13 protein-coding genes are annotated in these 15,657 nt (G+C 35.7%); 6 read left to right on the forward strand and 7 right to left on the reverse strand.

Going from position 1 to position 15,657, the window contains the following annotated elements:
- The first annotated feature begins 96 nt into the window (after positions 1 to 96).
- Both F960_RS07225 and F960_RS07230 read left to right on the forward strand, forming a co-directional pair.
- On the forward strand, positions 97 to 1,557 hold the full coding sequence (locus tag F960_RS07225) for a CYTH domain-containing protein (protein ID WP_004861487.1): 1,461 nt from the start codon (positions 97 to 99) through the stop codon (positions 1,555 to 1,557).
- Between the two features lie 159 nt (positions 1,558 to 1,716).
- Positions 1,717 to 3,174 carry a CHAD domain-containing protein gene (locus tag F960_RS07230; protein ID WP_004861490.1) on the forward strand — a complete coding sequence of 486 codons (1,458 nt, stop codon included), beginning with the start codon at positions 1,717 to 1,719 and terminating at the stop codon, positions 3,172 to 3,174.
- Between the two features lie 25 nt (positions 3,175 to 3,199).
- Here F960_RS07230 and F960_RS07235 read toward each other — a convergent pair whose 3' ends face one another.
- The gene (locus F960_RS07235) at positions 3,200 to 3,832 is read right to left on the reverse strand and encodes a hypothetical protein (RefSeq protein ID WP_004861493.1); all 633 of its coding nucleotides are present in this window, start codon (positions 3,830 to 3,832) and stop codon (positions 3,200 to 3,202) included.
- 110 nt (positions 3,833 to 3,942) lie between these two features.
- On the opposite strand from F960_RS07235, the gene F960_RS07240 reads away from it, so the two are divergent.
- A complete protein-coding gene (locus F960_RS07240) occupies positions 3,943 to 4,359 on the forward strand; it encodes a DUF3144 domain-containing protein (protein ID WP_004861496.1) in 417 nt (138 codons plus the stop codon).
- 132 nt (positions 4,360 to 4,491) lie between these two features.
- The gene (locus F960_RS07245; RefSeq protein ID WP_004861499.1) at positions 4,492 to 5,556 is read left to right on the forward strand and encodes an amidohydrolase family protein; all 1,065 of its coding nucleotides are present in this window, start codon (positions 4,492 to 4,494) and stop codon (positions 5,554 to 5,556) included.
- 68 nt (positions 5,557 to 5,624) lie between these two features.
- Here the strand turns inward: F960_RS07245 and F960_RS07250 are convergent, their stop codons facing one another.
- Positions 5,625 to 6,221, reverse strand: coding sequence for a LysE/ArgO family amino acid transporter (locus F960_RS07250; RefSeq protein WP_004861502.1), 597 nt, complete (start codon positions 6,219 to 6,221; stop codon positions 5,625 to 5,627).
- Between the two features lie 200 nt (positions 6,222 to 6,421).
- Between F960_RS07250 and F960_RS07255 the strand changes: the two genes are divergently transcribed.
- Positions 6,422 to 7,309, forward strand: coding sequence for a LysR family transcriptional regulator ArgP (locus tag F960_RS07255; RefSeq protein ID WP_004861505.1), 888 nt, complete (start codon positions 6,422 to 6,424; stop codon positions 7,307 to 7,309).
- Between the two features lie 69 nt (positions 7,310 to 7,378).
- Here the strand turns inward: F960_RS07255 and F960_RS07260 are convergent, their stop codons facing one another.
- The 3 genes from F960_RS07260 to F960_RS07270 form a co-directional block, all read right to left on the reverse strand.
- Positions 7,379 to 8,341 carry an IS30 family transposase gene (locus F960_RS07260; RefSeq protein WP_004854881.1) on the reverse strand — a complete coding sequence of 321 codons (963 nt, stop codon included), beginning with the start codon at positions 8,339 to 8,341 and terminating at the stop codon, positions 7,379 to 7,381.
- Between the two features lie 158 nt (positions 8,342 to 8,499).
- Entirely contained in the window at positions 8,500 to 11,259 is a 2,760-nt protein-coding gene (locus F960_RS07265) for a M16 family metallopeptidase (RefSeq protein ID WP_004861508.1), read from the reverse strand.
- A 137-nt stretch (positions 11,260 to 11,396) separates the two neighbouring features.
- On the reverse strand, positions 11,397 to 12,212 hold the full coding sequence (locus F960_RS07270; RefSeq protein WP_004861511.1) for a sulfite exporter TauE/SafE family protein: 816 nt from the start codon (positions 12,210 to 12,212) through the stop codon (positions 11,397 to 11,399).
- Between the two features lie 91 nt (positions 12,213 to 12,303).
- On the opposite strand from F960_RS07270, the gene F960_RS07275 reads away from it, so the two are divergent.
- Positions 12,304 to 13,065 carry an AraC family transcriptional regulator gene (locus F960_RS07275; RefSeq protein WP_004861512.1) on the forward strand — a complete coding sequence of 254 codons (762 nt, stop codon included), beginning with the start codon at positions 12,304 to 12,306 and terminating at the stop codon, positions 13,063 to 13,065.
- A gap of 5 nt (positions 13,066 to 13,070) precedes the next feature.
- Here the strand turns inward: F960_RS07275 and F960_RS07280 are convergent, their stop codons facing one another.
- Both F960_RS07280 and F960_RS07285 read right to left on the reverse strand, forming a co-directional pair.
- A complete protein-coding gene (locus F960_RS07280) occupies positions 13,071 to 13,901 on the reverse strand; it encodes a PhzF family phenazine biosynthesis protein (RefSeq protein ID WP_004861514.1) in 831 nt (276 codons plus the stop codon).
- Positions 13,902 to 14,066: 165 nt separating this feature from the next.
- Positions 14,067 to 15,458: an L-cystine transporter gene (locus F960_RS07285; protein WP_004861515.1), complete on the reverse strand. Its 1,392-nt coding sequence runs from the start codon at positions 15,456 to 15,458 to the stop codon at positions 14,067 to 14,069.
- Positions 15,459 to 15,657: the final 199 nt, after the last annotated feature.

Raw genomic sequence — 15,657 nt, forward strand, 5'->3', positions numbered from 1 at the left:
TCTATCTTGTTGATTCGGTTACAATCACGCTTAGCTTAGAAAATATTGAGTTTTAACATTTTCTAACCACATTTTTTTAATATTAGGATTTTCATAATGCTTGAAATTGAGTTGAAATTTCAAATTCCTGAAGCACGTCAACGAGCTATTCACAAAGCTTTAGAGTCGAAAGAAACGGAAGTAATTCAACTTAAAGCGAAGTATTTTGATACAGCTGACAAACTTCTCTCGAAAAATGGTGCAGCAATTCGCCAACGCTTAGAAGGCAAAAATTGGGTACAAACCCTCAAAGCAGCGACAAAAAGTCAAATCGAGCGTTTTGAGCACAATCATGATTTTGGCGAATTGGAAAATTCACCTGAATTAAACCTTGAAATATACCAAAATGATCCAGAAGCTTCTGCCATACTCAATCATGCATTGGCAGATCAAAGCTCAGCTTTACAACTACAGTTTGAAACAGATATTACCCGTACTTCAAAGATCGTACATTTCCAAGATGCAGAAATAGAAGTGAGTTTGGATATTGGTGAAATCCGTAGCCAAGATGCTTCACACCCTGTTTATGAAGTTGAATTTGAATTAAAAAGTGGTGCGACAGCTTCACTTCTTGCTTTTAGTTTTGAATGGGTAAAAAAATACCATTTGTGGCTCGATGTTCGTAGTAAAGCCGAAATTGGGCATTTACTTGTTGCCAAACAAACCGTAAGTCCTGCAAAAACTTCACATGAATTTAACTTCAATAAAAAATATACAGCAGATAAAAATTTACGTGACTTGATTGCAGATCAATTGAATCATTTACTGCCAAATATTGCTGCCATCTCAGCACAAGTAAATGATCAAGAGCATATCGATCAAGCCCATATCGCACTTGATCATTTGCATTTGACGCTGTCGATTTTTAAAGATTGGAGTGATGATATTGTTGAAAAATGGTCTATGCAACTTGCCGCATTTAAAAACCATTTTGAAAATCTTAAACACTTCAAACACATGCAAAATACCTTGGGGGCTTTATTACAAAATCCCAAAACAGCTGAAAGTTTGGACAAAGATATTTTATATGCCAAAGAAAAACTGTTTAACTTGGTGACTTCAACCCAAAACGTGCAGCATTTCATTCAATTATTGATTTTTAGTGTGGAACAAGCAAAAACCGCACAAAAACAAGATCTCAGATTTTATGCACACAATACCTTGCAACATCAATATAAACAGTTGCAAGATGCGTTAAATAAAGCCGATATTAATGATTTTGAAAGTTTGGATGATCTTGCTAAACGTTTGAATGAATTGAAATTTAGCTTCCCTATTTTAACCAATGTTTACGATGTAAAAAATCTACAAAAGTATGCGAAAGCGCTAAATGAGGCGCAACATGCTTCTGAACAATATCAAGTTTTATCTTCTTCAGCTTCCTATCTGCAAGAAAGTGAACTTGAAGCGAGTGACTGGTTTGCACTGGGCTGGCTTACAGCGAAGCAAGAAAATTATGCGCAGACCTTTCTTGATGCCACTGAACAATTCTTACTCAGTCGTAAATTTTTAAAATAATCAAAGCAGATGATGAAATAATTTATGTGTTTTGCCCTATGTTTTTAGCTAAATATGTGAATTATTTCATCATAATAAAATACTATAAAACAAATACTTAAACTTTTATTTTTCTGATATATACTAAACAAAATCATATGAGAAATAAGAGAATAAAGTATGTTTTACAACAACATCAAATTACAATTTGCAAATAATACATTTAAGCAAATCAAGCAATTATTCCTCTCTAAAAATGCGGTTGAAGATTCATATACCCAACAATACTTAGACACAGAAGATCTAAAACTAAGCCAAAACCATATTTTTATATCGCTTGATCAAGACCAGCATTTTTTGACGATTGAAATTCCTCAGCATCACTTTTATAAACAACTAGAAAATTTTCAAAAAAATGAAAATATCGCTGATTTTTTATTAGAAAATAAGCATATTCTTTCTCATAAAAAAATCCATAAGCTACTTTCAAGCTCACTCAAAGACAGCCAAGCCCCGCTCATTTCATTTATAAAAATCAACCAAAAAATTTTTAAATATATTTATATTGAAGATAATCTTGAAATTGAAGTTTCGCTCATCAATAGTAAAAGTAAAATCCACAATAAAAATCGTGAAATCAATCAACTAGAATTTTCACATAAAAAAGGCGAATATCAGGACTTCATTCAATATATACAGTCTTGGCTTGAAAATTATCCGATTTACTTTTGCCAATTGTCAGCAATTCAACAATTTACAGTAGGAAACTATCCAGATCATTGCTACCCTATTCAATATCAAAAGGCTATAAAATTAGATCAAAAATATACAGTGCATCATGCTATGCAACTCATGCTGCAAAATACATTGCAGCATTTAACCACCAATTTATCTGCACTCACAACGAATCAATTTACTCCCGATCATATACATCAAACACGTGTCGCTATACGGCGTATGCGTAGCGCGCTTCAGAGTTTTAAAGATTGGTCACAAGCAATCGATCCAAATTGGAAAATTAAACTTGCTGATTTATTTAAGCATCTAGGTACAACGCGTGATCTTGATGTAATTCGGGATCAACTCATTCCTCAAATTGAAATTGCTGGCTCCCCTCCAATCCAACTACCACAAACCCAAGATAGCGATCATTCAATCCACTTAATTATGCAAGATAAAGCAACCACACAGCTTTTACTCGAAATTTTAGCTTTTAGTTATCAAGTTAATGATTCACATATTGATTCTAGTAAAAATATAAAAAAATTGGCGACCAAACAAATTGAACATTTACATAACTTAGTTTGCAAAAATGCAGCTATTTTCAATCAACTGGAAGTTGAAAAACGGCATGAGATCCGTAAAAAAATTAAACGATTACGTTATAGTTTAGAATTTACCGCAGCATTATTTGATCCTAAAGAAGTTTCATCTTATATAAAAAACTTAAAACCTGTTCAGGAAATATTGGGCCACTATAACGATCTTTGTGTTGCAGAAAGCCTATTTAAAACAAATGTTGAGCAAGATTCAACGCTTTGGTTTGTGCTAGGTTGGATTGCATCAGAACAGCAACATACTGTAAATCAAGCACAAAAGGATCTAGAAAATCTCGCCAAACATAAATTTAATCCCTGAAAAGGGTCTGAAATGCCAACAGACCCTATTTATATTTTCCAAATATTTTCCAAGTTCCATTATCTGCTAATGGATCACTATAGCTATCATTACGTTGCTTACGTGGCTTATCTCTGGCATCGATTAACTTAAAATCTTGTTCAGTACTTAATACAAGACCATTCACATAAAATCGAGTTCGTGTGTATTCACTTTGACCATGCTGAAAAACATAAACTCGTAAATCAATGAATTCTCGATGTGCAACTAAAGCTGCAGTGTCATCACTATTGAGCCAAGCAGCCATTTTTGCCACCTGTTCTGGTTCAAACTGACCACATTTTTCTTGCAAACTTGCGATACCACGAAAAGTTTTCGACTCTTTGGCACGTGTTTTATTGATCCGAATACGGTCAACATGAAAATAAAAAAGTGGAAAATTCAAATGACTAGGTAAATGAACCGCATCCAAAACCTCATCCTGCATAAAAGGCTGATACAAATCCTGCGCCCGCTCTATCAATCCAAGCCATTGTTTATAAAATTCATCAACTTGAGCTTTATTTCCATAATAAATTGGTAAACCTTCAACATTTGCTAAATCTACAGGCGGCCAAATATTTTGACGCAATAAAGCAATATCACTTTTCAAACTTTGTACTGCGATCGCATCTTGCATAAGAGTTCCAGTTCAATCCATTTACTTAGGCTATTTTAGAATATGCCAGAGGTTTAGTTTCTGCAAGTCTTTGCCTATAATAGAGCTGAATTAAATGTTTGGAAAATGTCGTGTCTAAAAAAATTGATGCCACTGATGTCACTGAAGAAGAAGCTTTAAATGCGGTTTTTTTTGAACGTGCAGATGAATTTATTAAGCAAGCCAATGATTTTTGCCGCCCACCTAAAGGTGAAAAAGCGAATCCTGATGAACTACGTGGTCAAGTGAGTGCAGCAATGCTGTTTGCTACTGCCCGTTTTAATACTTGGGTCGCTGCAAATACCTTTAAAAATGGCGAAGAAATGCGTGATGCAAAATCTGAAGTGATGTCTTATATTTTGCAACAATTTCAAATGATGCTTGAAGATAATTTTGACGAATATTGTGAGCAATTTGATAATTATCTACGTTTTCGTAAAAATGAAGACTTTCATACACATAAACATGACCACGATGATACTGATCATCACCATGATCATTCACATTAAAATCAAAAGCTCTTCGGAGCTTTTTTTATTGAAATATATTCTATAGCTCAGTATTTTTTACTAAAGCACTATTTATTTGGCAAATTTTTATAGTAATTTAAAATCAGTAGGAAAATAAAAAATAGGGAAATTATGCAAACATTAGATTTTAACCTGATTGATCCGCATATTCATCAATGGGATCCTTATAACACCCCACATGCTGCACGTTTAGCAGTAAAATTGTTAGGAAATCGACCTTATTTGCTGGATAAAATGGTCCGCTTAGTCAAACCCAAAGACCTGATCGAAACTGTAGGCTTGACAACGCATATTACCAAACCCTACTTACCTGCTGATTATAAAAAAGATCTAGGTCGATATAGTGCTGAACAAGTGGTTCACATTGAAGCGAGCTGGGCTGAACATAAGGGAAAAGGTGTCGTTGGTGAAACACGTTTTATCGAATCCCTCCCCTTCAATGAACAAACCGTAAAGCTTGGAGCTATTGTTGCGACAGCGGATCCTCGAGATAATAACTTTAAAAAGATATTGAAACTTCATTTAAAAGAATCAAAAAAAATTCGTGGCATTCGTCGAATGGGCGCTGTGCATGAAGATAAAGGAATCCATGCTTGGGCAGATCAGCCACATCTTTATACTGATAAAAAATTTCTCAAAGGATTTGAACAACTCGCCCAGTTCAATCTGAGCTTTGATGCTTGGGTATACTCAACTCAGTTGGCTGATGTCATTGCTTTAGCGAAGCAATTCCCAGAAACTTCAATCGTACTTGATCATCTAGGAACACCTGCAGGTTTGTTTGGGAAAGTTGGAGAAAATACTGGATTGTCAAAAACTGCTCGTGAAAATATATTTTATGAATGGCAAGATCATATCGCCGAGCTTGCCAATTTCGCAAATGTCTACACCAAAATGTCAGGTCTGTTTATGCCTGTTTTAGGTCATCAATTTCACAAGAAAAAGCAACAAGCTTCTAAGCAGCAAATCATTGATTTAGTGGCACCACTCATCACCCATGCGCTGGATAGTTTCGGTATATATCGCGTGATGTTTGCATCAAATTTTCCTATGGACAGCGTCAGTGCAAGTTTGGAAAATATCATTGATGCCTTTAGTGATATCGTAGATCAATATGATGAAAATGCACTGATCAAAGTATTTCATGACAATGCTAAACAATTTTATCGTCTGTAGTTTCCTAAGACAGCTAAATACATGAAAGATTGTGTTTTATTTTATGCAATCTTTCATGTAATAAATATTTAGATTAATAATGAAATCGCAATGCCCCACATCATCATACCGATGATAAAGTCCAATATTTTCCATGCGATAGCTTTACGAAATACTGGAAGTAATAATCTGGCTGCATAACCCAAACTAAAGAAAAATATCCACGAGGCACTCATTGCGCCTAGCGCAAATTTAATACTGTCGGCATTAAACTGTGCAGAAATAGAACCAATCAGGATCACAGTATCTAGATATACATGCGGATTTAACCAAGTGAAAGCCAAACAGAGTCCAATGATTTTATATAAGTTTTCAGGCTCGATCTGGCTCGGTTCAAGTACGTCCTGATGATAAAATGCCGAATATAAACTCTTTAAGCCATAAAAAAATAAAAATCCCGCACCCAAATATTTAGCCAATTCGACGATGATTGGGTATTGTTGAATAATCTTTGAAAATCCAACAACGCCCAAATAAATCAATATCGAATCCGACAATGCACAAATAGCGCAAACGATCATGACATATTGTTGCTTTAAACCCTGTTTTAGTACGAATGCATTTTGCGCACCTATTGCTAAAATCAAGGAAAAACCGACACCTAAGCCATAGAAATATGCAGACATATTGGATTCAAACTCAAATATTTAAACGTAAATAAAAATGAAAAATTCTTATAAAATCTGCTTTAAAAATCTATTTTTAAAGCAAATTTTACTAGAAAAGATTATCTTTTATTTGCAAATTTAATTCATTAAAATTAAATTTATTTATGATTAACTAAATTTTATTAAGAATACTTTGTTTGAGATATGGATGAAATGTGATGCTCGATAGCAAACAATGTGAAGCTTTTTTTGCAGTTGCGGAAACAGGCAGTTTTGATCTTGCTAGTGAGCAACTCTGCATCACAGCCTCAGCGGTCACGCAAAGAGTACAAGCACTTGAAAAAAATCTAGGGCAAATTCTATTGATCCGAGCACGCCCATGCAGCTTAACCAAAGCTGGAATAGAAGTTTTAGCGTTTTTGAGACACGCTCGATTGCTCGAACAAAACTTGTTGCAAAATCTACATGGTGAAATCGACAGCAACTTTTATGCCGTCAGTATCGCATCAAATGCGGACTCTCTAGCCACATGGTTACTTCCTGCATTAAGTGAAATATTGATAAAAGAGCGCATTGTTTTAGATATAAAATTGGATGATCAATCACATACTTATTCGTTACTAGAAAAAGGAATTGTCAATGCATGTATCTCGATTGAACCCAAAGCAATGACAGGTTGCAAATCTATTTTCTTAGGCTCTATGCAATATAAAATGCTAGCCACGCCTATTTTTATCGAAAAATATTTTAAATCTGGCATTACTCGCGAACAGTTAAAACAAACGCCTGCCATCATTTTTAATGACAAAGATCAAATTCATTTTGATGCCATTTTAAAATTATTTGGTTTAGTAAAAGGAACTTATCCCTGCTCTTTTATCCCATCATCTGACTCTTTTGTCAGTGCTATCGAGCAAAGTCTGGGCTACGGGATGATTCCCACCATTCAAGTTCAATCCTCAATAGCGAGCGGAAAATTAGTAGAAATATTACCTGAAGCATGTATCAATATTCCGTTGTATTGGCATCATTGGAATAAACAAACAGCTAAACTAGATCAATTGACTGAGCACCTTTTGCTTCAAGCTAAAAAGTTATTATTTTAAAAAACTATCTTTGAGCCAGATTTATTGATTTATAAAGATTTTTTAGTCCTAAAATTTAATAAGGCGGATTCAAGCAGCAAGTGCAACAGTATAAAAACCAGCCATAACTTCACTTGGCGTATACCAGCCTAGTGTTTTTCTAGGACGATGGTTGAGTGAAAATTCTATCTGCTCTATTTCATCGTTTGACACGTCATCAAACGATGATGATTTTGGCAGATATTGCCGGATTAAACCATTCGTATTTTCATTTCTAGCTCGCTGAATAGACTTGTAAGGATCAGCAAAATAAGTATCTATGCCGACATCAGTAATTCTTTTGTGTTCGGCAAATTCCTTTCCATTATCAAATGTTACACTATAAGCATGGCTCATTCGTAAACGATCTAATGCACAAGTAATCGTTTTAGAGGATGCTCTCGTTGACCCTAAATGAACAATATGTACGTACAGGCTCTTTCGATCAACGAGGGTTAATAAAGCTCCTTTATGATGTTTACCAATCACCGTATCACCTTCGAAATCTCCTAAACGTTGTCGCTGATCAATGACCTGGTCTCGGCAATGAATACTTGTTTTATCAATGATTTGCCCTCTACGATCCGTGTTTTTGTAACCTCGTTTTCGATATTTCTTCTGATGCCTTAAGTGTAGATGGAGGTTACCTCCTTGTGATTTATCTTGATAAATGTGCTGGTAAATCCACTCATGTGAAGGTACATCCAGCCAACCGCGTTGTGTTAAAGCACCTGAAATTTGTTCTGGTGACCAGTCTAAGCCAATTAAGTAATCAATATAAGCGAAGGCAAATGCTGTCATGGATGATGAAGGATGGTACCGTCTTTGACTTGCAAATTTCGCTGCCTGTTGAGCTCTATATCCACGTTGCCCAGTATTTCTTTTTAACTCACGGTAGATGGTTGATCGTGAACGCCCTAACTCCCGAGCAAGGCTAGCGATTGAACTTTTACTTTTCAAAGTAGCATAAATTTCGTATCTTTCATCTTGAGAAAGTTGGGTGTATTTCTTCATTGTGTGCTTTCCAATTGCGAGTTGAAAAAGTCTAATGATTCTATGAATACACCTAACTTTTTCAACTAACTACAAGTGTGTTGCACTTGGGATTTGAATCTGCGTAATAAAAAAACCCTTTCCAATTTATGAAAAGGGTTTTTTAGATTCATTTTCAACTATTTTTGCGCTTGCCCATATTGATCAGCAAATACTTCGACCAGTTGTTCTGGTTTGATATATTTTTTGATCACTGCATCTACATCAGCCTTTGTCAATTTCACGATCTCTTTATCACGCTTTTCACGTGATAATAAGTCTTTATTTTGCTCTAACTGATGATTCAGCATATTGTGAATAGATCGTTCATCCTCAAGCACTGTGACACGTTTTTTCATGATATCAGCTTTGGCAGCTTCTAATTCTTGCGTAGTCACACCATTTTTTATTAGATCATTCAATACTTTATATACTACAGCCGAGACTTGATCAGATTTACCTGCGGTATAATTTGCATCGATCTGTAATGCACCTGATTCAACATCATCATCCAATACAACACGACTACTAAAACCATAAACTAAAGCATTTTTTTCACGTAATTCACGACCTAAGCGAGAAGATAATTGTGAATTTCCAAGGATGTAATTGAACACTAACAAAGCAGGTGCATCTTGATTAAGTGCGCCAACAGGGAAAGCTAAGATACTGTTATAACTACCAAATTCACGTTGTTCTGATAGCGCATGCACTTTTTGACCTTTATATGCGACATAGTCAGATGTGATTTTTTGATAAGGTTCAGTATTTGTCCATTTACTGAATGATTGATCTAAAAGTGCACGCATTTCTTTAGCATCATAGCTTCCTGTAACAGCAATTTGTGCGTGATTCATCGCAAAAAACTTCTGATACAGCGCACGTACCTGCTCATCAGAAGATGATTGCAACTGTTTCTTTGCCAACTCAGGCTCAAAATGATAACGCAAATCTCCTGGCTGATAAGTTTCAAGCAAACGTGAAATCGTCATCGCTGACACGACTTCAGGCTCTGTATAAGGACGATTGAGGTCGTTTAAGCTTTGCGTTTTGATCAGATCAAATTGTGATTTTTCAAATTTCGGATTTTGCATCACTTCAACGATATATTTAAAAAAATCTTCAAATTTGTCATTATTTGCCACGATATTGATGACCATCGCATTACCATCGGCAGCAGCGCTTGCCATCCCACCTGCAGCAATCGACTTATCTGCGATATCCTGCAAACTATATTGATCTGAGGCACGAAGTAATAAATACGCTGTTAAATCCAATAAAGCATCTTTATTGAATAAAGACTCAGCACTACCGAAATTGACACGAATGGTGGCATAAGTTTTATTATCACGTGTTTGAGTCGGGAATAATGCATATTTCATCCCATTGCTCAACTTACCGCGTTGGATTTTATTTTCAGTACTTTGCAAGTATTTTTTCGACGTTTTAACATACTGCTGAACTTCAGCTTGGTATGTTTTGACATCTTTTAATGGTTCAGGCTGTTCGCTCGTCTGATCTAAAGTTTTTTGCTTATCAGTGGTTTTATCCTGCTGCATCGCTTTCTTTTGATCTTCAGGTGTCGGTTGTATATCCCCTGAAAAACGGTGCTGCGCAGTTAAAAACTCGTTGAGAGTTTGATTGGTTTGTTGCACAGTCAAATTTTGTACAGCTTGTTGATCTTTGAAATACTGATCCCAATCCCCTTGATTTGAAACCACATATTCACTCAAAGTCGTACCGACACTGACTGAGTTTGATAACATGCTATCAGCAGCATTTTTTATGATATTTTTCACACGATTCAATTCGGTTTCATTGAATGTCTGTTTCTTTTCCACACTGCTGATCAATGAACTTTCAATTTTTTTTGCATCATGATTGGGTGCATATATCGCTCCCATAAACACGAGATTAAAATCTCGATTGAGCCAAGTTGTAGATTGAACATTGGTTGAAATACCTGTTTCAACCATATCCTGATATAAATGACCACTTGGTTGTAAAGTATAGAGATAAGGTGCGAGGGCTAATGCTGGCTGAATTGTAGTATTTTTACCATTCATATAGATGTTAAATTTAGCTAAATCACTGCCCTTTTTCACGAGAAAGTTCCGCAGTTTGACTTGGCTAGAATCTAACACAGGGACTTTAGCCTGCTCAGGTATGTTGCGTGCAGGAATTGAACTAAAGTTTTGATCAATTTGCTTTAATACTTCTTTTTTATCAAATTTTCCAGCGATCACCATGACAGCATTATTCGGTGCGTACCATGCTCGATAAAACTTGTTTAACTCATCCATTTTGATAGATTTTAATTCTGCTAAATCCCCGATCGGCAAACGTCCTAATGATTGATTTCCATAAGCCGCTTTCCACATTTGATCCATAAGTACTGCAAAAGGTTGATCCATTCGCACTTCACGTTCACGCATTACGATATTGATTTCAGAAGGAACAAATTTCTCCTGTAAAACCAGTTTATCCATGCGTTGAGATTCAAGATAAATAATTTTAGCGAGCGCGGCTTTTTCAGGGCGGACGATATTGATATATTTTGTTGAATAATAATCAGTACTCGCATTTGCCATGAGCGTATGTTGATCTAATTGGCGTTGGAACTCTTCACCTTTTACATCTTGTGTGCCTTTAAACGCCAAATGTTCAAGCAAATGCGCCAAACCACCTTTGCCCGCAGGATCATTGAGTGAACCCGTTAAATAAACTGTATTTACGAAAACTTTATTTTCTTTTTCATTGGGCGCGAGAATGACCCTAAAACCATTATCTAACTTGTATTCTTCGATCTGATGATCACTTTTAACCAAAACTGTCGCAGCAAAAGAAGACGCACTAAAACCAATCAAACAAAGGGAGAGAGTTAATTGCTTAAAACGCATGAATTTTCCAGTTTTAAATATTTATGAATTAAGCTGTTTATATTAGAAAATACTGAATAAAATTTATAGTAACTTTTTGAAATTTGTTATTTATTTCAGAAAATTCACATAAATAATAATGTATATAGAACGATTTCCTATTGCACAATTACACTAATCATGGCGAGACATAATAAAATTATATAGCCTCTTTCATGTGATCTATCTGATATTTTTCCAATAAATTTTTGCGCAATTTTCATTCCAACATAACTACTCATGATCAGACAAATACAGGCTGGATAGTAAAAATAGCCAATAAAATCAGATCCTAAAACAATCGGATGTATCACATATTCAATGCAATACGTTATGCATCCTGCGACAGCAACTGGGATACTTAAAGGGTTTGCCAATGCAACAGCCGATGCCATATTTAAACCACAACGGCGAAATAATGGCACGGTCATTACACTACCACCAACACCCAAAGCCGCAGCAATGGAGCCGATGAATACACCAACACTCATTTGAGTTTGATGTGCTAATGAGCGTATTTTTACAGTATTTTGCTGTATTTGGATTTGTCTGAAAATGCTATCCACAATTGTAATAAGCAAATAAATAATGAATAAATATTTTAAAACTGTCGCTGAGATATAAAATGAAAAGTAAGTGCCAATCACTGCACCGATCGCGATATAAAAAGCCAAAGGAAATATAAAATTTGTACGAATATTGCCTTTTTTAAATTGCTGATATGTTGCCAATCCTGCATTGATGACCATTAATAATAATGATGTTGCAATCGCACTTTTAAAAGCAAATTGATAGGCCAAAGAATCAACATCTGTATATAAACGGATACAACTGAAGACGAGCGGAACAACAACAAATCCTCCTGCAAAGCCAAATAATATCGTTAAAATTCCACTTAATATTCCTGCAAAAATCAACAATAAATAAAGTTCCATTGCACTTTCTCATTTAAAAAAATGCAGTTTAAGCCTTAATAATTTCGATAAATTTGTTATATTCAGCATTCAATTACGCCAATCAGACAAGATGAAGCAGATTTCTATACATAGTATTGAACATTTAGAGCAAGCAATTATTGCGATAGATACACAATATGCTGATTTTTATATATTGGATTGGCATAGTCACTTACGTGGTCAGTTATTATATGGCGCTGAGGGCGTTATACACATTGAAACCCCACATGGTAATTGGATTATCCCACCTGAACGGGCTGTTTGGATTCCACCCAACGTACCGCATAAACTTAAAATGTATCAGGTTCGTACCTGCAGTTTGTATATTGAAGCAAGTCAATCTCCAAGAGCAATTGAGCAATGCTCTGTTTTATCAGTCAGTCCTTTATTACGACAATTGCTACTCAAAGCACCCGAATTAAAACAACCTTTTTCACATCATGACACATTGATTTTTGATCTCATTTTATGTGAAATCGCAAATGCTGAAGAGATTCAGCTACATTTACCACTCCCCACACATCCTTTGTTATTAAAGATCTGCCAAGACTTTATCCAGACACCCAATATCCACCTCTCTCCTGAACAGATTGCCTCTCAGCTCAATATGAGTGAAAGGCATTTTAGTCGAATTTTCAAACAAGAAGTTGGCATGTCATTTTCCAAATGGCGGCAACATGCATGCGTATTGCTCAGTCTTGAAAAAATTATCCAAAATCAATCTATCCAAAATATCGCTTTTGAGTTTGGCTTTCAAAATCCCGCAGCATTTACAACCATGTTTCATCGCATATTAGGGGTTAGCCCTTCTCGATATTTTAAAAATTGTTGAATGAATTAAACATTGATCTCGGCAACCATATATAACTTAGCATAACCTGAAATTTCGATGCTTTCATTTTCCAACAATTGACAATATAACTCTCCGCCTCGAGCAGATGCCTGAAAAGCAATGAGGTTATTTTTTGCTAGTTTGTCAGCCCAAAGAGGCGCGAGTCCAGTATGCATTGAACCTGTAACTGGGTCCTCATCTATGCCTTTTTGTGGGGCAAAATAACGTGAAATAAAATCATACTTTTCCGACTTTGCTGTCAAAGTTAAATCCAAATCAGCCCCATAAGCAGTAATGGCTGCACTTTGGTTATGCAACTCTGCAAGTTGTTTAATCGCCTCAAGATCAGGTATTGAGTCGATTACATCTTGTTCATTTTCTAATACCAGAATAAACGCTTGTTCATTCACATAAACTTCTGAAAATGGACGATCAATCACGTGATTTAGCTCTTCAGGATAGTGACTCAGTTGTTGTGCTTTTCGTATTGGGAAATTCATCGTAATTTTGCCATCTTGCAATTGTTCTATATTGAATATCCCAAGATTTTTCACATGAAAATTTAAAGTATTCCCTTGGATATAATCTTTAAATAAAACATAGGCACTCGCCAAAGTTGCATGCCCACAAAAATCTATTTCAACCGTAGGACTAAACCAGCGAATTTGATAATTTTGATTGTCGATTTTCTTTACAAAAGCCGTTTCTGCAAGATTATTTTCCAACGCGATGTTTTGCATCCAATCATCACTTAACCATTCTTCTAGCACCAATACAGCTGCGGAGTTTCCCTTAAATAGTTGTTGTGTAAAAGCATCGACTTGGTAGATTTTCATGGTTCAGTTCCTCATTGTTTTCTTGAGTATATCGATTTAGAAATTTGGATACAGATACAGTTTAAGATTAAAAATAGACACAGATTGAGTCACATTACCCCATCATTTTCAATAAAAAAGGCACCCAATCGAGATGCCTTTTTTATTTACTTATCACATGAATCTTTAACTATGACGTAGATTCTCATGTTCATCTGACAATAAGATTTCTTTATCCGTTTGCCCCATGAGTTGGCTCGTTACCATACCTGCAGTCATTGAACCATCGACGTTTAATGCAGTTCGCCCCATGTCAATCAGTGGTTCGATTGATATCAAAAGTGCAACCAAAGTCACTGGTAAACCCATAATCGGCAAAACAATCAAGGCAGCAAACGTTGCTCCACCACCAACACCCGCAACCCCAATCGAGCTTAAAGTCACGACAGAAACCAATGTTAAAATCCAAATTGGATCGAGTGGATTGATTCCAACCGTTGGTGCAACCATGACAGCAAGCATCGCAGGATACAAACCTGCACAACCATTTTGACCGATCGTTGTACCAAATGAAGCCGAAAAACTAGCAATAGATTCCGGAATACCTAAACGGCGAGTTTGTGCTTCGATACTGAGTGGAATGGTGGCTGCGCTTGAGCGACTTGTAAATGCGAAAGTAAGTACAGGCAATACTTTTTTGAAAAAACGTATAGGATTTACGCCCGTAAATAGCAATACGATCGCATGCACAACGAACATGATCGCCAAACCAATATATGATGCAACCAAAAAACCACCAAGATTGACAATATCAGCAAGGTTTGAGCTTGCCACGACTTTGGTAATTAACGCAAAAACGCCATAAGGGGTCAGCATCATCACGACTCTAACCAACTTCATGACCCAAGACTGCACAGTATCAATCGCAGTCAACAATAGTTTGCCTTTTTCAGGACTATCTTGAATCAGTTTTAAACCAGCAAAACCTAAAAATGCTGCAAAAATAACCACACTAATAATAGAAGTTGGATGTGCACCTGTGAGTTCAGCGAAAGGATTATTTGGAATAAATGATAAAACTAAATCTGGCACATTCAAATCAGTTACTTTTGAGACATAATCAGTGTTAATCTTGTTCAATCTTTCTGTTTCTTGTGCGCCTTGTACTAGACCAGCAGCGGACAAGCCAAATAAATTGGTCACAAATACCCCGACCAATGCGGCAATAAAAGTCGTGATCAATAAAGTGCCAATACTATAAAAACTGATTTTGCCCAATGAACCAGCATCATGCAGTTTGATTACCGCACTCAAAATCGAAACTAAGACCAATGGCATCACCACCATTTGTAAAAGTTTGACATAACCATTACCAACGATATTAAACCATTGAATTGATTCTTTTAATATTTGAGTATTTTCACCGTAAACCAGATGTAAACCCAAGCCAAAAACGACACCCAAACATAAGCCTGCAAATACTTTTTTTGCCAAACTCCAATCTGTTTTTCGGGTTTGCATTAAGAGTATTAACAGTGCAATGAATATTACAATATTCAAAATCAATGCTATGTTCATTGGATTTCCATAAGTTTTGATGAAGCTATTATAAGACAATGCCTTTTTTCTTCACAGTCTTTATCACTTTTTATGATTTTGAGATATACAAACAATCCAGTTTGAATTTTATAATAATCATAGCTATAGCACTCTTTTTCTAAATTTTGCATAAATATTGCAAAATAAATGCTATAGAAAAATTGGTTTTTTGAAATAT

The organism is Acinetobacter gerneri DSM 14967 = CIP 107464 = MTCC 9824, assembly GCF_000368565.1.
GTDB lineage: Bacteria > Pseudomonadota > Gammaproteobacteria > Pseudomonadales > Moraxellaceae > Acinetobacter > Acinetobacter gerneri.

Bases quoted from the DNA above. Each gene is read 5' to 3' on its own strand.
- F960_RS07250 (WP_004861502.1), bottom strand. From the start codon at position 6,221: ATGTCTGCATATTTCTATGGCTTAGGTGTCGGTTTTTCCTTGATTTTA.
- F960_RS07255 (WP_004861505.1), top strand. From the start codon at position 6,422: ATGCTCGATAGCAAACAATGTGAAGCTTTTTTTGCAGTTGCGGAAACA.
- F960_RS07270 (WP_004861511.1), bottom strand. From the start codon at position 12,212: ATGGAACTTTATTTATTGTTGATTTTTGCAGGAATATTAAGTGGAATT.
- F960_RS07260 (WP_004854881.1), bottom strand. From the start codon at position 8,341: ATGAAGAAATACACCCAACTTTCTCAAGATGAAAGATACGAAATTTAT.
- F960_RS07285 (WP_004861515.1), bottom strand. From the start codon at position 15,458: ATGAACATAGCATTGATTTTGAATATTGTAATATTCATTGCACTGTTA.
- F960_RS07225 (WP_004861487.1), top strand. From the start codon at position 97: ATGCTTGAAATTGAGTTGAAATTTCAAATTCCTGAAGCACGTCAACGA.
- F960_RS07245 (WP_004861499.1), top strand. From the start codon at position 4,492: ATGCAAACATTAGATTTTAACCTGATTGATCCGCATATTCATCAATGG.
- F960_RS07275 (WP_004861512.1), top strand. From the start codon at position 12,304: ATGAAGCAGATTTCTATACATAGTATTGAACATTTAGAGCAAGCAATT.
- F960_RS07235 (WP_004861493.1), bottom strand. From the start codon at position 3,832: ATGCAAGATGCGATCGCAGTACAAAGTTTGAAAAGTGATATTGCTTTA.
- F960_RS07230 (WP_004861490.1), top strand. From the start codon at position 1,717: ATGTTTTACAACAACATCAAATTACAATTTGCAAATAATACATTTAAG.
- F960_RS07265 (WP_004861508.1), bottom strand. From the start codon at position 11,259: ATGCGTTTTAAGCAATTAACTCTCTCCCTTTGTTTGATTGGTTTTAGT.
- F960_RS07280 (WP_004861514.1), bottom strand. From the start codon at position 13,901: ATGAAAATCTACCAAGTCGATGCTTTTACACAACAACTATTTAAGGGA.